This is a genomic window from Spirillospora sp. NPDC052269, assembly GCF_040679435.1.
GTDB lineage: Bacteria > Actinomycetota > Actinomycetes > Streptosporangiales > Streptosporangiaceae > Spirillospora.
This window is the reverse complement of record NZ_JBFAUU010000001.1, coordinates 62,552-81,801: the sequence shown is the minus strand read 5'-3', so window position 1 is coordinate 81,801 and position 19,250 is coordinate 62,552. Positions and strand designations below refer to the sequence as shown.

At 71.5% G+C, this 19,250-nt stretch carries 18 protein-coding genes; 7 read left to right on the top strand and 11 right to left on the bottom strand.

From position 1 onward, the window contains the following. Window positions 1-44 precede the first annotated feature (44 nt). The 11 genes from AB0L06_RS00375 to AB0L06_RS00325 all read right to left on the bottom strand — a co-directional run bounded on the left by AB0L06_RS00375 (window position 45) and on the right by AB0L06_RS00325 (window position 11,599). Window positions 45-1,544, bottom strand: coding sequence for an OmpA family protein (locus tag AB0L06_RS00375; RefSeq protein WP_500228715.1), 1,500 nt, complete (start codon window positions 1,542-1,544; stop codon window positions 45-47). A 169-nt stretch (window positions 1,545-1,713) separates the two neighbouring features. Then, on the bottom strand, window positions 1,714-1,968 hold the full coding sequence (locus tag AB0L06_RS00370) for a Flp family type IVb pilin (protein ID WP_500228714.1): 255 nt from the start codon (window positions 1,966-1,968) through the stop codon (window positions 1,714-1,716). Window positions 1,969-2,136: 168 nt separating this feature from the next. Then, window positions 2,137-2,838, bottom strand: coding sequence for a response regulator (locus tag AB0L06_RS00365; protein WP_500228713.1), 702 nt, complete (start codon window positions 2,836-2,838; stop codon window positions 2,137-2,139). Next, on the bottom strand, window positions 2,838-4,106 hold the full coding sequence (locus AB0L06_RS00360; RefSeq protein WP_500228712.1) for a sensor histidine kinase: 1,269 nt from the start codon (window positions 4,104-4,106) through the stop codon (window positions 2,838-2,840). Before AB0L06_RS00360 ends, AB0L06_RS00365 begins: the two co-directional genes overlap by 1 nt. Next, a complete protein-coding gene (locus tag AB0L06_RS00355; RefSeq protein ID WP_500228711.1) occupies window positions 4,087-4,980 on the bottom strand; it encodes a type II secretion system F family protein in 894 nt (297 codons plus the stop codon). Before AB0L06_RS00355 ends, AB0L06_RS00360 begins: the two co-directional genes overlap by 20 nt. A 7-nt stretch (window positions 4,981-4,987) precedes the next feature. After that, a complete protein-coding gene (locus tag AB0L06_RS00350) occupies window positions 4,988-5,917 on the bottom strand; it encodes a type II secretion system F family protein (RefSeq protein WP_500228710.1) in 930 nt (309 codons plus the stop codon). Beyond that, entirely contained in the window at window positions 5,914-7,332 is a 1,419-nt protein-coding gene (locus AB0L06_RS00345) for a TadA family conjugal transfer-associated ATPase (protein ID WP_500228709.1), read from the bottom strand. Before AB0L06_RS00345 ends, AB0L06_RS00350 begins: the two co-directional genes overlap by 4 nt. 2 nt (window positions 7,333-7,334) lie before the next feature. Continuing rightward, the gene (locus AB0L06_RS00340) at window positions 7,335-7,748 is read right to left on the bottom strand and encodes a TadE/TadG family type IV pilus assembly protein (protein ID WP_500228708.1); all 414 of its coding nucleotides are present in this window, start codon (window positions 7,746-7,748) and stop codon (window positions 7,335-7,337) included. Beyond that, on the bottom strand, window positions 7,735-9,309 hold the full coding sequence (locus tag AB0L06_RS00335) for a CpaE/TadZ family protein (RefSeq protein WP_500228707.1): 1,575 nt from the start codon (window positions 9,307-9,309) through the stop codon (window positions 7,735-7,737). Before AB0L06_RS00335 ends, AB0L06_RS00340 begins: the two co-directional genes overlap by 14 nt. Window position 9,310: 1 nt before the next feature. Further along, window positions 9,311-10,021 (bottom strand): Flp pilus assembly protein CpaB, encoded by a 711-nt coding sequence (cpaB, locus tag AB0L06_RS00330; protein ID WP_500228706.1) that lies wholly within the window; start codon window positions 10,019-10,021, stop codon window positions 9,311-9,313. A 39-nt stretch (window positions 10,022-10,060) separates the two neighbouring features. Continuing rightward, on the bottom strand, window positions 10,061-11,599 hold the full coding sequence (locus AB0L06_RS00325; protein ID WP_500228705.1) for a hypothetical protein: 1,539 nt from the start codon (window positions 11,597-11,599) through the stop codon (window positions 10,061-10,063). Window positions 11,600-12,213: 614 nt separating this feature from the next. Between AB0L06_RS00325 and AB0L06_RS00320 the strand changes: the two genes are divergently transcribed. From AB0L06_RS00320 to AB0L06_RS00290, 7 genes are all read left to right on the top strand, one after another. Then, window positions 12,214-13,623 carry a hypothetical protein gene (locus AB0L06_RS00320; protein ID WP_500228704.1) on the top strand — a complete coding sequence of 470 codons (1,410 nt, stop codon included), beginning with the start codon at window positions 12,214-12,216 and terminating at the stop codon, window positions 13,621-13,623. 11 nt (window positions 13,624-13,634) lie between these two features. Then, window positions 13,635-14,168 (top strand): hypothetical protein, encoded by a 534-nt coding sequence (locus AB0L06_RS00315; RefSeq protein ID WP_500228703.1) that lies wholly within the window; start codon window positions 13,635-13,637, stop codon window positions 14,166-14,168. Continuing rightward, window positions 14,165-14,578: a hypothetical protein gene (locus tag AB0L06_RS00310; protein WP_500228702.1), complete on the top strand. Its 414-nt coding sequence runs from the start codon at window positions 14,165-14,167 to the stop codon at window positions 14,576-14,578. Before AB0L06_RS00315 ends, AB0L06_RS00310 begins: the two co-directional genes overlap by 4 nt. After that, entirely contained in the window at window positions 14,578-15,009 is a 432-nt protein-coding gene (locus tag AB0L06_RS00305) for a DUF3592 domain-containing protein (protein WP_500228701.1), read from the top strand. Before AB0L06_RS00310 ends, AB0L06_RS00305 begins: the two co-directional genes overlap by 1 nt. A gap of 68 nt (window positions 15,010-15,077) precedes the next feature. Beyond that, the gene (locus AB0L06_RS00300; RefSeq protein ID WP_500228700.1) at window positions 15,078-15,572 is read left to right on the top strand and encodes a DUF4282 domain-containing protein; all 495 of its coding nucleotides are present in this window, start codon (window positions 15,078-15,080) and stop codon (window positions 15,570-15,572) included. A gap of 291 nt (window positions 15,573-15,863) precedes the next feature. Beyond that, window positions 15,864-18,068 (top strand): protein kinase domain-containing protein, encoded by a 2,205-nt coding sequence (locus AB0L06_RS00295; RefSeq protein ID WP_500228699.1) that lies wholly within the window; start codon window positions 15,864-15,866, stop codon window positions 18,066-18,068. Next, on the top strand, window positions 18,065-19,183 hold the full coding sequence (locus AB0L06_RS00290) for a response regulator receiver protein (protein ID WP_500228698.1): 1,119 nt from the start codon (window positions 18,065-18,067) through the stop codon (window positions 19,181-19,183). Before AB0L06_RS00295 ends, AB0L06_RS00290 begins: the two co-directional genes overlap by 4 nt. The last annotated feature ends 67 nt before the right edge of the window (window positions 19,184-19,250 follow it).

The following is a 19,250-nucleotide window of genomic DNA, read 5'->3' as shown; positions in this document are numbered from 1 at the left end:
GAGCGCGGAAAGGGGCCCACGGCCCGCCCGCGCTCAGCTTCGCGTCACTGGATGTGGATGCCGCGGGCGACGGCTCCGACGGTGTCACCGGAGGGGATGGAGACGTCGACGGTGTTCACGTCGGCCGGTGGCTTGAACAGGTTCCAGGCGGTCACGCTCTCACCGGGACGCAGCGAGTTCTTCATGCTGACGACGAACAGCGAGCACTCGCACTGCCCGTACGAGGTGTCCAGGGTCCAGTAGCGCATCTTGGACGCCGGATCCTCCAGCATCACCCCGCGGGTCGAGGGGCCGCGCCACGCCGCGGTCGTCCCGTACAGGAACGAGCTGCGGTCGAAGTTGACGCTGTTCAGGACGGAGGTTCCGGCGTTCTTGATCGTCCAGACCAGGACGGCCAGGCCGTCGCCGCTGCGGTAGATCCCGTTGATGTCGTACCGTAGCCCCTTGGAGTTGGCGATCTCACCGCTGCCGACCACGGTGGACGGCTCGAAGCTGGCCGGCTTCCCCCCGCCGGGCGCGGTGGTCTCCGGCTCCGGCGGCTTGGGGAAGGCGACGGTGACGCGCCGGTTGCGGCGGCGCCCCTCCTCGCTCCCGTTGTTCGCGATCGGCTGGGTGGAGCCGTGCCCGGCCGGCTGGAAGGTGATGCCCTGCCGGGTCACCAGCCCCTTCAGCCGATCGGCGACGGTCTGGGCGCGGTGCTCCGACAGCGGCTGGTTGATCGCGTCGTTGCCGGTGTTGTCGGCGTGCCCGTCCACCTTGACCGTCGTCCCCTTGGACGCGTCGATCTGCTGGGCGACCTTCCGCAGCAGCGCGTCGGCCCGCGGTGTCAGGTCGGCCTTGTTCACCGCGAACAGCACGTCGGACTGAAGGTTGATCGCCCGCTGGTCCCCCTTGTCGTCCACCCCCTGCTCCAGCCCGGTGGAGGTGACCACGACGTCCGGGACGCGGGGGTCGCCCGTCGGCGGCGTCGAGGCGTCGAGCGTCTGCCCGGGCACCGGCTGGACGGGGCCCGTCCCGATCGGGACGTCGAGGATCGGGGCCGCGCCCGGCGAGGTGACGGTCACCCGCTGCACGTCGGCCGGAGGCGCGGGGAACACCGCGAACATCTCCTTGGTGGCCCCCGGCGCGATCTGGCCGGGCGCCTCCGAGCAGAGGCAGTTGTAGCCCTTGCGCAGGGGCATGTACATCTTCTCGTTCTTGGCGTCCAGCAGGCCGAGGCCGCTCAGCGACAGGATGTCCCCCGCGTCCGGGCCGACGAGCTGGTCACCGAGCGCGCCCGAGATGTGGATGGGACTGTCGCCCTTGTTGACCACGGCGAAGCGGCCGGTCACCGTCGTCGGGGTCGTCCGGCTCAGGGACTCCAGTTCGAACTGCGCCTTGCCCGCGGCCAGGGAGAGCGGAACCGCGCGTATCGCCCCGGCGGCCGGTTGCGACGGCGACGCCGAGGGCGTGCGCCCCGGCCCCGGAGAGGTCTTCGTCTTCTTATCGTCACCGCATCCGGACAGGACCAGCGCCCCGAGCACGACGGTGACACCCACCGTCACCCAAGGCGACCTCCCCTGAATCAATGGCGGCATAAGTATCCTCCTTTTCGCCATTATCAAGAAATGGAAAACAGCATGGGGAGAGCCGTGGAAACGGCTCTCCCCATGCTGTCGATCTCGCCTCTGTGAAGACTCCCGGGACACCTGCCCGCCGACGGTCTCGGCCGGATCAGCTGCCGGTTCCGCCACCGCTGGTGAACATGTTCTTGACGGCGTCGCTGACCTGGGTCTTCACGTTCGAGTTGAACGCGGTCCAGAGAACCGCGATGATGGCCGCGCCGACCAGGATCAGCGCGCCGTACTCCAGCGCGCTCGCACCCCGCTCGCGGTCCTGCGCCTTCTCCACGCGCCCCTGAATGAAAGTCTGAAGGGTGACGAAGAGGGGAATGAGGGTGTTGTTCACCGGGCTGATCATCTTGTTCATCGCCGTTCTCCTTGCCGCTGTCCCGTTCCGCTCTGGCAATCCATACATTACGGATGGCGGCCAGATCTCCCCAGGGTCCTGCGACCCAACGGGAGGCCCGAAAAACCCCGTCCCGGGGGAGGGACCCAGGGCCCAACGAACGAGCGGTCCGGACGTGCGATTTCATGATCACCGGTGGCCGTCCACCGTTCCGATCCAGTGCGCGATCGCGGCGGCCCGGGAGGAGACGCCGAGCTTGGCGTAGATGCGGTTCACGTGGTTCTTGACGGTCTTCTCGGCCAGGAAGAGCTCTCTGGCGATCTCGCCGTTGGAGCGTCCCTGGACGATCAGCCGCATGACGTCGATCTCCCGGGCGGACAGGCCGAACCTCGCGGTCCGGTCCGGCTCGGCGGGCTGCGGCGCGGGGGCGGGCGCCGGCGCCGGTACGGGCGGGGGCGGCGCCTCCGCCGGGATGGTCTCGCGAACCGCGCCGACGAGGGCGGAGACCGCGACGTCCGACAGCGGGTTGGCGCCCTCCAGGGCCTGCCGGGCGGCCGTGGCGAGCTCCTCGGGCGAGAACCGTCCGTGGACCAGGTATCCGGCCGCGCCCCTGCTGATGGCCGCGCGGACGGTCGCGGCGTCGTCGGTGTAGGTCACCATGATGACCCGCGCGTTCCGGCTGAGCGTCCCGACGGCCTCGACCCCGCCCATGAGCGGCATCTGCACGTCGAGAAAGATCAGGTCGGGCCGGAGCCGCTCGGCGAGCTCCAGCGCCGTGCGGCCGTCACCGGCCTCCGCGACCACCTCGATCCCGGCGGCCTCCAGCAGGGAGACCAGCCCAGAGCGGACCACCACGTTGTCGTCCACGACCATGCCCCGCGGCGATGCCATCAACTCACCTCAGCCACTCGCTCTGTGCTCCTGTCACCTTGCCGCCCGGGGACGCGCAGTGTCAGCGTCGTCCCGCAACCGGGCTTGGAATCCAGCGTCACCTCGGCCCCGACGCGCTCGGCGCGCTCGGTCAGGCCGACCAGTCCGTAGTGCCCGTCCCGCGCCAGGTCCGGCAGTTCGCGGACCTCGAAACCGCGGCCGTGGTCGCGGACGCTCAGCACCAGGTCCGCGTCGACGCCGAACAGGCGGACCTCCACCAGTTCGGCGTCCGCGTGCCGTTCGACGTTCGTCAGCGCCTCGCCGAGGATCGCCACGACCTCGTGGCGCGCGACGGGCGGCAGGTCCAGCCCGCCGTCGAGGTCCAGCTCCGCCCGGGTCCCGGTCTGCTCCGACCAGCGTTCGGCGAGCTCGGCGATGACCTCGCCGAGTGGACGGACCAGCGCCTCCACGCGGAGTTCGGTCAGCAGGTCGCGGGCCTCGCGGGAGGCGATCTCGGCGGCCTCGGCGATCCGCCGCGCCTCGAGGGCCGCGCGCTCGACGTCCCGTTCGACCCACAGCGGCAGCGCCGACGCCGACAGCGCGATGCCGCGCAGCGTCTTGGCGAGGGAGTCGTGCATCTCGCGGGCGAGCCGGGCGCGCTCGTCGGCGGCGGCCGCGTGCACCTCGGCGTCGCGGCGGGCGGTCTCCTGCTCGGCGTACTCGTCCAGCAGCCGGCGCAGGGCGACCCCGGCGAACCCCGCGAGCGGGTAGTAGAAGGGCTGGCCGAGGACGGTCTGGAACGAGCTCGCCACCGACCCCGTGGTCGTGAGCGCGTACACCAGGTAGTAGAAGAGGATCTGGAGCGCCGCGACCGCGAGCATCCCCTGCCAGCGGTACAGCAGGCCCGCCACGGCCGCGGTGACGACCGTGCAGAGGAAGAACGGCCCGGCGACGCTGCCGCTGACCGCCAGGGCCCCGAACGACACGGCCATGTCCAGCGCGAACAGCAGCGGATGGGCCACGATCCTCGGCGCGAGGATCTGCCAGGCCCGGCCGGTGATCCACGACAGCCCCACGATGGAGACCATCAGCAGGAACGGCGCCGGCCTGAGGCTGTCGGGCGAGATCAGCGCCAGGGTGACCGCCGCGATCAGCATCCGGATGTGCATGAGCATCCGGAAGGCGTCCCCGACCCGCTCCGTGAGGGGGCCGGCGACCTCGGGACGGCTCTCGGCGCGGCCGAAGAGGGAGCCCCCCGCGTCCCCGCGCTCAGTTGCCGAAGACGCCACCCAGTCCCCCGAAATGCATTCCGTAGGCCATGGCCCCGACCACGACCATCATCAGGCCGGGCATCGAGAGGCCCATGGTCACCGCGGTGATCTTCGGATTGGCTTTCTGCGCCTTCCGTCTGGCCCACTGGGCCGACTCGCGGCGCATGTCGTTGCTGATGTCGACGAGCGCCTGCCCCAGCGGTGCGCCGAGTTCCTCGGCCTGGAGCAGCGCGGTGACGAACGACCCGACCGACTCGGACTTGTTGCGGTCGCGCAGATCCTGGAACGCCTCGCGCCGGGGGGTGCCGAGCTCCATCTGGCGCAGGGCGACCAGGAACTCCTCCGAGAGCGCGCCGGGCATGCTGTGGCACACCCGGCTCAGGGCCACCCGGAAGCTGAGGCCGGCGCTCACGGTGACCGCCAGCACGTCCAGGAAGTCCGGCATGGAACGCTGGATCTCCTCCTGCCGCGCGACGCGCTTGGCGTGCAGCGCCAGGTCGGGCTGCATGACGCCCAGGAGCAGCAGCAAGGCGATCATGGTCTGCCCCTGGAGGAGCAGCAGCAGGGACAGGACGCCGAAGAGGATGACGTAGCCGGCCAGCCTGCGGGCGTAGGTCTCGACCGTCATGCCGCCGGGACGCCCCGCCTGGTCGATGCGCTTGCGGATCTTCACGCGCCAGGGGCCGAGCAGGTCCATCACCGGGCCCACGAAGGGCCCGCCCACCCGCTCGGCGATCCGGTCGAAGATGAACGCCTCGTCCTTCGTCCGCGCCGTGGCGTCCGGGACGGCGCTCCCGCTGACCCGTTCGCCCGAGGTGAGGAGCGCGCCGGCCCAGACGGCCAGCAGCACGAGGAGCGCGGCGGAGACGGCCAGGAGATAGGGAACGGTCATCGCTTCCTCACACGTCGATCCGGGTGATGCGGCGGACGATGATGATGCTGGTGGTGAACAGCGCCACGGCGATGCCGAGGATGATCTGGCCGACGAGGTGGTGGCTCATCGTCCGCAGGGCCCCGGGCTGGATGACGTTGATCATGGCGATGGCGACCAGGCTCAGCCCGATGATGCTGACGTTGGTCACCGTCGCCTCGCCCATGATGGTGAGGACCTCGCGCCGGATCTCCTTGCGGTCCTCCAGCGTGGAGGAGATCGTGCGCAGCGCGGTGACCAGGGAACCGCCGGCCCGGGCGGACACCATCAGCGTGCTGATCAGGACGCCCAGCTCCCGGGACGGCAGGCGCTCGCCGAGGTCCTGCAGCGCCTCCTCCAGCGGCTGGCCCAGCCGGAGGGCGTCGGCGGTGCGCTTGAGCTCGTCCCCCGCCGGGTCCGCCAGCTCGTCGGCGGCGATCTCGATGGCGGTGGTCATGACCAGCCCCGCGTTGGTGGCGTTCGACAGGACCCGCGCCAGTTCGGGCAGCTGCGCGATGAACTCCTCCTTGCGCCGCTCCTCCCGCCGGCGGAGATAGGAGAAGAACATCACTCCGACGCCGACCGCGGCGGCGACCCCGTACACCGCGCCGATCCACTCGCCGATGAGGACGATCGCGAGCGCGCCGACCGACGCGATGAGCAGGACGAAGACCGACAGCCTGATCCGCAGGCCGGAGTTGTGCAGCCGCCGGCCCAGGGTCTTCCCCCAGGAGGTGCGGAGCAGCAGCCCGTCCAGGCGGACGAGCGGCCCGTTCGGCGCGATGTCGATCCCGAGCTCGGCCCGGGACACCAGGCGGCGGCGCTGCCCCCAGCCGGTGAGCAGGTCACCGACACCCCAGGTCGCCAGGGCGAGGGTCAGCGCCAGGATCGCGAGGATCACCGGCAGCGGCAGGTTCATCGGGTACCGCCTTCGTTCGGTCGGTCGTGCAGCACACGTCCCCCGCGTGATCCGTTGAGGTGCTCCGAGCCGGGCGGCGACACGCCGAACTCGTTGACGTTCGCCGCGCCACCGCCGGAGAGCGGGGCGAAGGCGGGAGGGATGGACTCGCCGGCGTGGAACAGGCGGGTGGCCAGCGCGGGCGGCATCGGCAGGGCCCGGAACACACCGCGCACGACGCGGTCCGCGCCGATCGGCTCGGACTCGAACCGCATCACCGGCCGGAGGACGATCCGCTCCCGCACGGACTTGTCGACGACGGCGACCTCGACGATCCGGCGCGAGCCGTCCGGCCCGCGGCTGAGCTGGACGACGCCGTCGATCGCGCTGCTGATCTGGTCGCGGACCGCCTCGAAGGGCAGCTTGACGTCGCTCATGCTCGCGAGGGTCTGGAGCCGGTTGACGGTGTCGTCGGTCGAGTTGGCGTGGACGGTCACCAGCGAGCCGTCGTGTCCGGTGTTCATCGCCTGGAGCATGTCCAGCGTCTCGCCGCCGCGGACCTCGCCGACGATGATCCGGTCCGGCCGCATGCGCAGCGCGTTGCGGACCAGGTCGCGGATCGTGATCGCGCCCTTGCCCTCGATGTTGGACGGCCGCGACTCCAGCGGGATGACGTGCGCCTGCTTGAGCTGGAGTTCGGCGGAGTCCTCGATGGTGATGATGCGCTCGCTCTCCGGCACGAACGCCGACAGCGCGTTCAGCATCGTGGTCTTGCCGGTGCCGGTGCCGCCCGCGATGACCAGGTTCAGCCGGGCCCGGACGAACGAGGCGAGCAGCATCCCGGTCGCCGGGTCCATCGCCCGCATCCCGACGAGCTCCTCGACCGTGTAGGCGCGCGGGAACCGCCGGATGGTGAGGATCGGCCCGGACAGCGACAGCGGCGGGATGATCACGTTGACCCGCTCGCCGGTGGGCAGGCGGGCGTCCACCATCGGGCTCGACTCGTCCACCCGGCGGTTCACCTGGGCGACGATGCGGTCGATGGTCTGGTACAGCTGCTCCTCGCTGGCGAACCCGCCGTCCAGCCGGTACACGCGGCCCGCGCGCTCGACGAACACGGCGTCCGGGCCGTTCACCATGATCTCGGTGACGTTGGGGTCGGAGAGCAGCGGTTCGAGCACGCCGAGGCCGAGCGCCTCGTCCACGATCCGGCGGATCAGGTTGGCGCGTTCCCCCGGCGAGAGCACCGGGCCCTCGCGGGTGAGCAGCAGGCCGGTGACCTTCTCCAGCCGGGACCGGCGCTGCGCCATGCTCAGCCGCGCCAGTTCGTCGAGGTTGATCTCCTCCAGCAGCCGCGCGCGCCAGTGCGAGACGCTGGACTTGCCGCTCCGGTCGTTGGCCGAGCGGTCCTCTTCGAGTCGGTCCTTGAGCGCCATGGCTATCCAAGTGGGAGCGTGTAGGTGCGGGTGACGGTGAAGTCGAGGGGGATGCCCTTCCAGAGCAGCGGCAGCTTCGCCCTGACGCGGCAGTACACCGCGTCGGTTCCGTCGACCGTGGTCGCCCCGCCCTCGACCTGGTAGTCGTTGATCCAGCCGGGCTTGGAATCCAGTGCGTAGCTCCGGCACTCGCCGGGCGAGTAGTCCTGGCTGGCCTCGCGGGCGCCGGTGCGGGCGATGTTCTCCACGCGCTCGACCGTCGTCGACGACACCCACAGCTGGTAGGCGAAGAAGATCACGAACAACGCCAGGGGCAGGGCCGCGGCGAACTCGAAGGCCGTGGCCCCCCGGTCGTCCTGCGGCCCTCGTGGCCGTGCGCGCAGTGCACCCATGCCGCCGCCCTCATCCGTCCTCATGAACGATCTTGGATTTGGTGGTGATCCCCCAGGAGCTGCCCAACCCCGGCAGGAGGATGGGGACGTCGATCGTGACCACGGCGTAGTCCCCGTTGACATCGACCGACAGGTGCTTCCTGTCCTTCCACTTGCCCTTGACCCGCGCGACGGCCCGGCTGCGGACCTCCTCCCGGTTGGCCTTTCCCTGGGGGGTCGGGCTCTTGTCGTAGCCGATCACGGCGACGGCCCGCGACGCGGAGTTCGCGGCGTTCGAGGAGTACATGGAGGTCAGCCCGATCAGGACCACCTGCCAGCAGAGCAGCATGATCAGCACGATCATCGGGAAGAGCGCGGAGAACTCGAAGGCGATGGCGCCCTTGTCCTTCGCGACCCCCTTCCCTCTGGCCCTGCCCTTGCCGTCCCGGTCGTCGACGCGGACGAGACCGAGCTCTCCGGCGAGCCTGCCGACGGCCTTGCGGAAGTCGTTGTTCTTGACCGCCGAGGGCGCGCCGGTGTTGGCGGCCTCCTCCAGCGCGCGGAACACGGCCGGGATCAGGCTCTCCCGCAGCCGGGCCGCGCCGATCATCTTCTTCGCCAGGTCGGGCTGGATCTCGTTCTTGCGGTCGACCCTGGTCAGCAGGACCGTGGCGTCCTCCTGCTTGCGGATCGTCAGGCGGGCGAACAGGTCGGTGAGCCGCCGCGCCGACCGCATCGCCGGGACGTCCGGCGTCGCGACCACGACGAGTTCGTCCGCCAGTTCGACGGCCATCGCGTTCGCGTCGGAGACGTGCGTTCCGCCGTCCACGATGACGACCTCGTACCGGGAGCGGACCAGCGTGAGGATCTGCCGGATGGCGCGGGCGGACACCTCCTCGGCGTCCTCGCCGTTGCCCGGCGCGAGCAGCAGGTGCGGCCCGGACTTGTGGACGTACAGCGCCTCGGACACCACGCCGGCGTCCAGGTCGCCCGCGGCGGCCAGGTCGGAGATGGTGTGCCGGTGCTGGATGTCCAGGTAGCCGGGGATGTCGCCGTTCTGGAGGTCCATGTCGATCAGGCAGACCGACCGCCCGGACGACGCGACGGCGATGGCGAGATGGATCGCGACCGTCGTGGTGCCGACGCCGCCCTTCGCCCCGCACAGCGTGACGAGCGTGCCCTGCCGCCCGGACACCATCGGCTGCGGGGAGCTGAAGTGCCGCCGCATCGTCCGGGACCACTCGCCCGCCTGCGTGACCCGGTTCTGCAGCTCCGACAGCGTCGGGTCGCGCTGGATCACGCCGCGCGCGCCCGCCGCCATCGCGGCCGAGAACGTCTCGGTGCTGGCCTCGTCCACGACCAGGATCACCGCGAGCTGCGGATACCGGCCGACCAGGTCGCGGACCAGGTCGAGCGCGGGCAGCGGGCCGAGGCCCTCGTGGATCATCACCACGTCGAGCGCGGGCACCGACGCGACCGTGCCCTGGACGTGGCCGGACAGCGTCTCGACCGCGACGATCTCGAGGTCGGGCAGCTCGCGGAACTGACCGGCGAGCGCCAGCGCGACGTCCCGGTCCTCGACGCCGAGGAGTACCTGGATGCTCATGTCACCTCGCCGGGATGGTGTCGCACACCGGCGGCATCGAGACGCCGTCCGGGGTCTCGCCGGAGCCGCCGATCAGCGCGAGCCGGATCTTGGTGGCGTAGCTCTCCTCCCGGGCCAGCTTCAGGCTGTCCTGCGCGCTGAGCGCGAACGTGATGGGGAGCTCCTTGTCGGTGGCGGTGCTGTTCTTCTCGTTCCGGACATTGGTGACCTGGTCGATCTGGACGACCAGGGCCGACTTGACGATGCGCGCGGCGCACGACTGCTGGCTGTTGCTGCCCTGGTTCTTCTGGTATGTCGCGTAGATGTCGACGCGCATGCCCTTGCGGACCCGGCCCGCGACGCCGGTCTCGGCGTCGATCGTGATGGAGATCTCGCGCTGTCCCAGCTGGAGCGTCGGCCCGGGGGCGAGCATCCCGGTCTGGAGGAAGGCCCCGGCGGGCAGGTCCGCCGAGGCGACCTTGCCGTCGAGCTGGGAGAGGTCGGTGATCATCGTGTCCGGCGACCACTTCTTCGGCACCCAGACGTGGTCGAGGTTGTCCGGGGAGACCCGGGTGAACGCCGCGACCGGCGTCTTGAGCCGCAGCACCTCGGTCTTCCTGCCGACCTCGGCCCGTACCGAGCCCACGTAGCTCAGGGTCCCGGTGAAGACCACCACCGCGCCCAGCGCGGCCAGGATCATCAGCAGGACTCCGCGTCGCTGGCGGGGGTTCATGGTTCTCCGTTTCCGGTGTCAGGATGGGGGGTCATCGGTTCACCGCTCCAGGCGCGGCATGCCGAACACGACGGTGTCGCTGCGGTCGTCGTGCTCGACCGGCCGGTCGCGCGGCGGGAACACGATCTCGCCGGTCGCCCGCGGACGCCGGGGCGGTTCCCGGTCCGGCGAGGCGCCGTCCCCGGGCCGTCCTTCCGAGGCCACCGGGGAGTCGGTGGCCTCCTCGGCCGGCGGCCGCCGGTACTCGGGCCGGGTGACGTCCGCCTCCAGTACGGGCGGCGGGACGGCCCGGCGGTCCGGACGCGTCGCGGGCGAGAGGTCGTCCTCGTCGTCGTCCTCGAGGTGCGGGCCCACCTGGGCGGCGGCGGGATGCTGCTGGACGTTCAGGTCCGGCCGCCAGGTCTGCTCCGGCGGAGCCGCCTGCGGGCCGGACGGCCACTCCGGACTGGACGGCCACTGCGGACCAGACGGCCACTGCGAATCCGGCAGCGGCTGCGAATCCGGCAGCGGCTGCGCCGGAGGCACAGGCGCAGGCAACGGCGCAGGTACTGGCGCAGGCGGCTGCCGTTGACTCAGACCGTTCGCCGGCGCAGTCGGTTGCGGTGCGACCGGAGGCTGCAGCTGTTCCGGGGGTTGGGGCTGTTCCGGAGACTGCGGCTGTCCGGGAGGTCGGGGCGGGGCCGGGGGCTGCGCGGAGAGGTTCGCCACCGGCTTGGACAGGGCCGGCGCCGACGCGGCCTCCCCGGACGGCTGGACGCTGCGGCAGAACGGGCAGCGGGGCAGCGCGATCGGCTCGCCGCACCAGGCGCACGGGACGCCCGGGGCCGACTGGAGCGCGGACTGGAGCACCGACTGGAGCGCCTGCGGGTGACCGCTGATGGCCACGAACTCCACGTACTTCTTCGCCCCCCAGTACCGCTGGCTGAGCGGCTGGGCCGGGGCGTCGACGAGCGAGGCCGTGGAGAGCGCGGGGCTCAGCGAACGGTGCACCCAGTCCGCGTCGCCGCCGGACGACTTGACGGTCAGCAGCAGCACCGGATCGACCGGCCGCCGCTGGATCTCCGGGACGGGCTGGGCCGAGGTGACGCGGTGCACCTCCGCGTTCGGCGACATGAGCACGGAGAACCCGCCGTTCGGCAGGTACGAGGCGACGTGCTTGCCGAGCCCGATGTTCAGGTGCTCGAAGTGCGCGACGCTGTTCACCCAGGCCCCCGCGAGGGTGGTCTCGGCGAGCATCGGCGCGAGGCTGACGAGGGCGCCGGGCAGGACGTGCGGAGCGACGAAGGCGAGCTGGTCGGCGACCAGGCTGAGGGCGAGCGGCGGCAGCCGGAGCGGCAGCCCGGCGATCCGGTCGGTCATGAGCGCGCCGCGGGCGAGCGTGATCAGGCGTTCCACGCGTTCCGGCGCCCACGCGGGATAGACGACCAGAACGGCCGGACGGCGTGACAGCGCGTCCCGGACGACGTCGATGAACCGCGCCTCGTCGTCCGGCCCCGCCGACGGCTCGAGCCGCGGCGCGGCGAAGGCGCCGAGCATTCCGGTGCTCGGAAGATCTCCCACCAGCAGGACAGCGCTCACCGGGACCCCGGTTCACTCACGGGCCCGGACACGGCGCCCGTGCCACCGTTCGCGCGGGGCCGCGGTCGTGCCGTCTCCAGACCGTCCTCATTTTCGAGCGCCCTGACAATAGCCATCGAACCCGTCACTCCTCAAGCCGCATTCTCATCAGCGCCCCGAAACTTCTCCATGCCCAGCGACTTCCGACGCAGCCCCCGTCACTCCGGTTCCTATTACCCGCGATCCCGCCCCCGGCCGCCCGTGGCGGGTAACGGATCCAGAACGGTCCGCCGCTTGATCATCTTGATTCGGAGTCAGAAGTACAAGACGCGACCGAAACCTGTCGACCCCGTACACAAGAATTCATGCTGCCGTCCGAAGCCGGTCATGAATTGGGCTTCCGGGCCCTTGCGAAATCCGGGTGCCGGTGATCTCACCGCCCCCCGTGCCGGGCGTCGTCCCACGTCAGGGCGGGGCGACACCGTCCCCGCCCCGTCCGGCCGGCCGCCGGACGGACCCGCGCCGCCCGTCCCGGACTTGGGTCCTCGTTGGGCCCTCAGGCCCTCTACCTGGGGGAACGCCGGACCCTACATTCGACCGACGTCCGCCCCTGCCAGGCATGGAAGGGGGCCGTGATGCGGCTCCGAACGTCCCCCGGAGACCGGGGTGCCACCGCGCTCGCCTATGCGGCCCTGCTGCTCATCGGAGCGGCGATGCTCGGCACGATCTGGGTCCTGGTGTCGGGACAGGTCCGCAGCCAGATCACGATCGCGGTCTGCCAGATGTTCAACGGCAAGAACTGCACGCCGCCACCTTTTGACTACAAGCCGTCAACCGGCGCCTGCATTCTCAGCTCGAACTCCAAGAAGGTCGGCATGTCCGTCACCGTGTTCTCGGTGAAGGTGGGCCAGAACTTCCAGGCCGTGAAGATCCGGACCGCGGACGGCAAGGTCAGGGTCATGATCGTGCCGATCGACTACAAGCTGGGCGCGGAGGCGAAGATCGGCGCGGGCGCCACCTTCGGCAAGAACACCTACGGGCTGAACCTCGGCGCCAAGGTCGAGGGGGCCGTGAACCTCAAGTACGGCGACACCTGGGTGTTCAACAACGACCACGACGCCTCGGACTTCCTCGACACGATGAAGGGCGACCTGCTCCGCAAGACGGGCGAGTCGGTCAGCCCCCTCCTGTGGGCCTGGGACAAGGTCTCGGACTGGAAGCCGCACTACCGCGACCCGGACGTCAACCAGTTCGAGGTCGGCGTGGAGGGGGCGCTGAAGGGGTCGGCGGCGTTCGGGAACCTGGAGACCGGAGACGACGGCAAGAAGTCGGTCACCGACATCGGCACCGGCGCGGAGATCGAGGGCAGGGCCGGGGACGGCATCATCGTCACCAACGACAACAGCGGCCCGAAGGACAAGGGCTTCCCGACGACGTCCTACACCTTCCAGGTCAAGGGCAGCATCAAGGGCGCGGCCAAGGTGGTCGGGTACGGGGTGGGGGGCGAGGCCGCCTACACCGGGCAGACGAAGGTGACCTTCGACAACCAGGGGCGCCTCAAGAGCATCACCTGGGTCACCACCCAGGAGACGAACCTCTCCGAGAACATCAAGAACCCCGGCAAGAAGACGGCGAGCCCCAAGAACACCGACAAGCAGATCTCGACGACGACCACCACGGTCAACTTCGACGACTCGAACCGGGCGATCGGGCAGCAGTGGCTGCACGACAACGCGTTCCTGATGCCGTTCCAGACCATCCGGAACGCCGCCGACAAGAACGGCGGGTTCGTGGCCCAGGACCCCGGCCCGAACGCCAGCGCCATGGACCGGCTGCTCTACGACAAGGGCATCGTGAACCGCAACGTCTACGACGGCATCTCGGAGGACTACAAGCTCGGCCTCGAGGGCGGCGATGTCATCACGTTCGGGATCGAGGGCGGGTACGAGGGCGAGAAGCAGAAGCTGGCGGACGCGCAGTACCTTGGTCCGCCTGAGAACGGCCGGCGGACGTTCCAGACCTGGCCCGAATGTGCCCCGAGGTGAGAGGCGGCCACATGCTGCGAACACGGTCAGTCGGCGTCGTGACGGCGGTGGTCGCGCTGGTCTCCGGATGCGGCTCGTCCGGACCGGCGAAGGGAACGACACCGAAGGACTACGTCCGGGGCGACGCGCACGTCCTGTCCGTCGCGTACCCGAAGGAGTGGCAGGCGGGCCCTGACAAGCGCGTCGCGCTGTCCCGGCAGGCGCCGGACCAGTCGGCGTTCCTGGAGGTGGTGAAGGACCTCTCCGCCACCGCCGACGCCGGGCAGCTCGCCACGCTCGCCGAGATGGGCCCGCAGCTCCAGACGAAGGGCTACCGGCGGACGTCCCAGAAGAAGGTCGACCTCGCCGGGGCCAAGGGCGCCGAGCGGGTCGACTTCACCTTCGACGGCTTCAGGGGCGCGGCGAACCTCCCCGGGCAGGGCGTGTACGTCGCCGTGCTCGGCGGTGGCGGGCACGCGCACCTCGTCCGGATCACCTTCCAGCGCGGGAGGCTGTCCGACGGGACCCTGTCGGACATCGTCGCCTCGATCAAGGTGGGCGCGTGACCGGCCCGCTCAAGGTGGTCGGCGGCTGGTTCGCCGCCGTCGTGATCTGGCTGGTCGGGGTCGCCGTGGTGGCGAACCTGGCCACCGGCGCGCAGGACGGACGGACCCTCTCGGCGTTCGACCGGCTCACCCGGCTCGACCTGCCGTGGGTCGTGATCAGCCTGCTCATGGTCATCGCGACCGGGATCGTCTACCGCGACATGACCCGGACCGGCCGCTGGCTCGCCGTGATCCTGCCGGTGCCCGTCCTCGCCACCGTCCTCAGCGCGGTGGGGGCCGCCGCCGTGGGCGGGATGTCCGCGGTCGCCGTGATCCTCTACGTCGTGGAAGGCGCGGCGGGCGCGGGCCTCGGCCTGCTCGGCGCGCGGCTGATCGGCAGCCGCGCGGAACAGCAGGGCGGATACCTGTAATGCCGCAGGCGGTACTCCCGTGGTTCTTCACGGTGCTGCTCTGGCTGTTCGGCGTGGGCTTCGTGTACGGCGGCGTCCGGAACGTCCGCGAGTCACGGGAGTTCCTCGCGTCCGGCCTCGTCGTCCCGGGCGTCGTCGTCGGGGTGTCCGTGGAGGGAACCGGCGATCTGCGGAGGCAGTACGCCAAGCTCCGCTTCACCACCCTGGACGGGACACCGGTCGAGGCGACGAGCGAGACGTCGAGCGGCCCGTACGAGCTGCACCGGATGCAGGGCCGGACCGTCCCCGTCCGCTACGACCCGCACGACCCGCGCCGCGCCCGCGTCGACACCGGCTCGGGACGGGGCGCGGGCGGCTCGGTGGGCCTCGCCGTCGTCGGCGTCGTCCTGTTCCTCGGCGGAACCGCGATCGCCATCGCCAACCTCCTCTGACCCCGGACCGGAGACGGCGGGCACTCTAGAGTCGTTCCAACGGTCAGGAACACCTCCAGGAGACGGCGATGACGCACCCATCCGACCCCGGTCAGTCCCAGCCGCCGGGCCACCCCTACGGCCCTCCGCCGCCACCCCCGTCCAGCCCTCAGCAGCCCCCGCCGTCCCACCAGCAGCCCGGCCCCGTCCCCGGCCCCCGCCAGCCCTCCCCCGACCAGTCCCGCATGACCGGCCCGCAGCAGGCCTGGGCACCGCCGCCCCGCAGCAAGGGCGTGCTCGCCGGGCTGCTCGACACGAACTTCGACACCCTGGTCACGCCGAAGCTGATCAGGTTCTGGTACATCCTGGCCATCCTGCTGATCAGCGTGCAGTGCCTGGCGTTCCTGATGCTGGGGCTGAGGATCGCGACGTGGGACGACTTCTGGGCATGGGGCGTGATCATGGCGATCGCGTCGCCGTTCGTCTGGCTCTTCGAGCTGCTGATGGTGCGGATCCTGATGGAGGCCGTGATGGTCCGGTTCAAGAGCGTGGAATACCTGCACGTCATCAAGGACAAGGTCTGAGGCGTCCCGGCGGGCGCTGGGACGACGGGCACTGAGGGCGAGGGCAGGCGGCAGGTGGCCGAGATCGAGGAGCCGGGCGGCGCGCGTTCCCGGGAGGCGCGGGACACGGGGGCACGTCCGCGAGAGACGGCGAGCGGTGCGGAGGCGGCCGCGGAGACCCGGCGCGATCCCGGTGTGACGCGCCGGGACGTCCCGGAACCGCGGACACAGGTCTCACCGCGGGAGACGAGCCGTCCGGGCGACGGGCGTTCGGGCGGCAGAAGTCCGGACGGTCGTGTGGCGGGCGGTGGTGTGCCGCTGGTGCGTCTGCCGGACGAGTTGGCCGAGCGGTTCGCGGTGGTCGCGGAGTTGCCGGTGCAGGGCGCGGAGTCGGACCTGCTCCTGGTGCGGGACGGCGACGACCGCGAGCTGGTGATGAAAGTGTTCCGGCGCGGTTACCACGCGGACCGGGACGTCTGGGCGAAGCTGCCCTCCCTGGGGTCGCCGCATGTCGTGCGGATCCTGGAGACGGGAAGCGCGGCGGGACGCGACTACGAGGTCGCCGAGTACGCCGAGCACGGCAACCTCCGGACGCTCATGGAGGGCCCGCGCGACACGGCGTTCATCACCGAGGTCGTGCGTCAGCTCGCCGACGGAATCCGCGCGTTGCACGAAGCGGGCATCGTCCACCGGGATCTGAAACCGGAGAACATCCTGGTCACCGGCCGGGACCCGGTCCGGACGGCGATCACCGACTTCGGCCTGAGCCGTGTGCTGGAGCAGAGCGTGGTGTTCGCGTCGTCGTCGCGGACGCTGGCGTACGCGGCGCCGGAGTCGCTGTCGGGGCAGGTGTCCCCGGCGCGGGACTGGTGGTCGCTGGGGATGGTCGTCCGGGAGATGGCGACCGGGCGGCCGCCGTTCGCCGGGCTCAGCGAGACGGTGGTCGTCGACCATCTGGCGACGCGTCCGATGCCCGTGGACGACGTGGCGGACCCGCGGCTGCGGCTCCTGGTGCGGGGGCTGCTGGCGCGCGATCCGCGGCAGCGGTGGTCGTCCGCGCAGGTCGGCGCGTGGCTGGCGGGCGAGTCGCCGGACGTGGCGGAGGAGCGGAACGCCTCGCCGTCCGGACCTGGGCTGCCGTTCGGCGGGCGCCGGTTCACCGACCGTCGCGAGCTGGCGTCCGCGCTGGTGGAGCGCTGGGACCACGCCGCCGTGTACCTGTTCGGGCGCGGCGAGGCCGGGGAGGCGTGGCGGGCGCTGCGCGACTGGCTCGCGGACGTCCCCGACGACAGCCGCATCGAGCTGGTCGACCGGTACCTGACCTCGGCCGACCTGACGGCGGACGCGAAGCTGCTGCATCTCGTCCGCTGGCTCGATCCGCAGCTGCCGCCGCACTACCTCGGCCGCCGCGTCACCCCGGACGACCTGCCCGGTCTGGCCGCGCTCGCGAGCGAGCCGGGGCACCCGGACCACCGGACGGCGTGCCTGCTCGGCAAGGGCCTGTGGGACGGACGCCTCCTGGACGTCCTCGCGGGCTTCGAGGGCGCGCACGAGCTGGCGCGCGTCGACGTCCAGTGGCGGGCGCACGTGGCGGCGTGGAACGACCTGTCCCGATGGCTGCGCTCGCAGGACGCCCTGCCGTTGCCGGCCAAGGCACGGCTGCCCGAGACCGGCGCGACGGAGACACCGGTCGCGGGCGAGGTGCCCCCGGATGAGCCGCCCGTCGTCCTGCTGACACTGCTGGCGCTGGCGGCGCGTCCGGCGGAGACGGCGGACGCCCTGGGCCGGGCCGTCGCGAAGGGGCACGGCGAGGACGTCCCGTGGTTCGCGTGGCTCGTGGACGGCGCGGCCGACGACGATCCGCTGCGCCTGCTCGCGGTCGTCCGGACGCAGCCGGAGGCCGCCGCCGAGGCCGGGACCCGGCGGCGGGACCGCCGGGCCGAGGAGATCAAGGCGGAGGAGCTCCGCCACCACCGGGACGAGCACGAGCGGCGGCGCCTGGAGAAGAGGAACGCGGCCGTCACGCGCGCGGTCGGATGGTCGCTGCCGATCCTGCTGTTCTGGCTGGCCGGAAGCGGACTCATCGCCCAGCTGGCGGGGAGCGGCACGAAGACCGGCCCGGGCGGATGGTTCGTGATGCTCGGCTTCGTGGCCGTCCTCGCGTGGGCGCTGCAGTGCGCGGCCGAGGTGTTCGTCGCGCGCGCGCAAGGCGGCGAGTACCTGCCGCACGGTCCGTGGGGGCTGCTGTCGAGCGCGCTGTCGGCGAGCGGGCGCGGCATGAACAAGGTGGGGCAGGCCATGCGCGGGACGCCGGGCAGGCGCGGCCTCGTCCCGTTCGCGCTCGTGTTCGGGATCATGTCCGCCCTGCTGCTGATCGCGCTGGCCGCCGTGACCCCGGCGGGCGGCCTGCTGTGGATGCTGGCGATGCCCGCCGCGGCCGTCGCGCACGCGATCGCCGCGGGCGTCCGGCTGCACCGCTGGCGCACCATCCGGAACTCCGACGGAGGGACATCATGAGCAGCGGCGTCGAGGCCGACATCGTCCTGGACGCGGCGGTCGTCCTCACCCTGGGGATGAACCGCGCGCTGGGCCGCGCGTCCGGGCTGGCCGGACGCGGCGCGGAGGCGCTCGCGGCGCGCGCCGCCGGACGGGCCGAGGAGCGCGGACGCCGCCTCGCCGAGGTGCGGGACCTGGAACGCGCGCTCCGCGAGGTCGTCGAACGGAACGCGCGCATCCAGGCGCTCCGCGAGCTGGGCGCCGAGAACCTGCCCGCGCCGCTCGCGCCGAGCGGGGACGACGCGTCCGACGCCCTGACCGCGTGGTGCGCGCGCGCCGACACCCTCCTGGACGAGGCGGAGGCGACCCTCTCACGGAAGATCGCCGCGGACATCGGCACGCAGGTCTTCACCGCCGAGCCCCTGACCACCGACACGTCCGGCGCCCCGGCGCCCGCCCCCGCGCCGAAGCCCGCTCGCATCGACGAGGCGCTCGAACGCGTCCTCGCGCGCCTGCTGCCCGACACGTCCGACCAGGACCGCCGGGACGTCGTCGAGGCAGCGAGGCTGCTCGCCGGGTCCGGCACGGCGGCGGACGCCGAGACCGTCCTCAGCGAGGTGCGGCTCCGCGTCCAGAAGGCGAACGAGAACGCCCGCGCGCGCCGCGAGGAGGCGAAGGCGGAGCAGGCGCGCGAGGACGCGCGCGAGCAGGCCGAGGCCGAGCGGCGGTACGTCCTGACCGAGGTCACCAAGGCGTTCGAGGACCTCGGATACGAGGTCCACCAGAGCTTCGAGACGGTCACCGCCGACAACGGCTCGCTCGTGCTGTCGAAGGGCGGCTGGACCGACCACAGCGTCCGGATGCGGCTGGACGGCGACGCGAGGCTGCGCGCGAAGATGATGCGCGCGACGCCCGTCCTGAGCGAGAACGACCGGCGCGTGGACATCGAGCGCGAGCAGGAGTGGTGCGACGCGTTCGAGGCGGCGCGCGAGCGCCTGGAGGACGCGGGGATCGGCTCGGACGTGACCTGGCGGCTCGCCCCGGGGGTGGAGCGGCTCCCCGTCCGGGCCGAGGCGCGGCAGACTGGGACGAGGGCCGCCCAGGCCAGGGCGCGGGAACGGCGTCCTGGAGAATGAACCGGACCGGAGGACCGGCCCGGCGGACGGCCCTGCACCAGAGCCCCGACGACGACTAGCGGAAGAA

What these genes read in the sequence shown, in the direction of transcription:
- AB0L06_RS00370 (WP_500228714.1), bottom strand. Translation starts at nt 1,968, where the DNA reads ATGAACAAGATGATCAGCCCGGTGAACAACACCCTCATTCCCCTCTTC.
- AB0L06_RS00365 (WP_500228713.1), bottom strand. Translation starts at nt 2,838, where the DNA reads ATGGCATCGCCGCGGGGCATGGTCGTGGACGACAACGTGGTGGTCCGC.
- AB0L06_RS00355 (WP_500228711.1), bottom strand. Translation starts at nt 4,980, where the DNA reads ATGACCGTTCCCTATCTCCTGGCCGTCTCCGCCGCGCTCCTCGTGCTG.
- AB0L06_RS00350 (WP_500228710.1), bottom strand. Translation starts at nt 5,917, where the DNA reads ATGAACCTGCCGCTGCCGGTGATCCTCGCGATCCTGGCGCTGACCCTC.
- AB0L06_RS00345 (WP_500228709.1), bottom strand. Translation starts at nt 7,332, where the DNA reads ATGGCGCTCAAGGACCGACTCGAAGAGGACCGCTCGGCCAACGACCGG.
- AB0L06_RS00340 (WP_500228708.1), bottom strand. Translation starts at nt 7,748, where the DNA reads ATGAGGACGGATGAGGGCGGCGGCATGGGTGCACTGCGCGCACGGCCA.
- AB0L06_RS00335 (WP_500228707.1), bottom strand. Translation starts at nt 9,309, where the DNA reads ATGAGCATCCAGGTACTCCTCGGCGTCGAGGACCGGGACGTCGCGCTG.
- cpaB (WP_500228706.1), bottom strand. Translation starts at nt 10,021, where the DNA reads ATGAACCCCCGCCAGCGACGCGGAGTCCTGCTGATGATCCTGGCCGCG.
- AB0L06_RS00320 (WP_500228704.1), top strand. Translation starts at nt 12,214, where the DNA reads ATGCGGCTCCGAACGTCCCCCGGAGACCGGGGTGCCACCGCGCTCGCC.
- AB0L06_RS00315 (WP_500228703.1), top strand. Translation starts at nt 13,635, where the DNA reads ATGCTGCGAACACGGTCAGTCGGCGTCGTGACGGCGGTGGTCGCGCTG.
- AB0L06_RS00305 (WP_500228701.1), top strand. Translation starts at nt 14,578, where the DNA reads ATGCCGCAGGCGGTACTCCCGTGGTTCTTCACGGTGCTGCTCTGGCTG.
- AB0L06_RS00300 (WP_500228700.1), top strand. Translation starts at nt 15,078, where the DNA reads ATGACGCACCCATCCGACCCCGGTCAGTCCCAGCCGCCGGGCCACCCC.
- AB0L06_RS00290 (WP_500228698.1), top strand. Translation starts at nt 18,065, where the DNA reads ATGAGCAGCGGCGTCGAGGCCGACATCGTCCTGGACGCGGCGGTCGTC.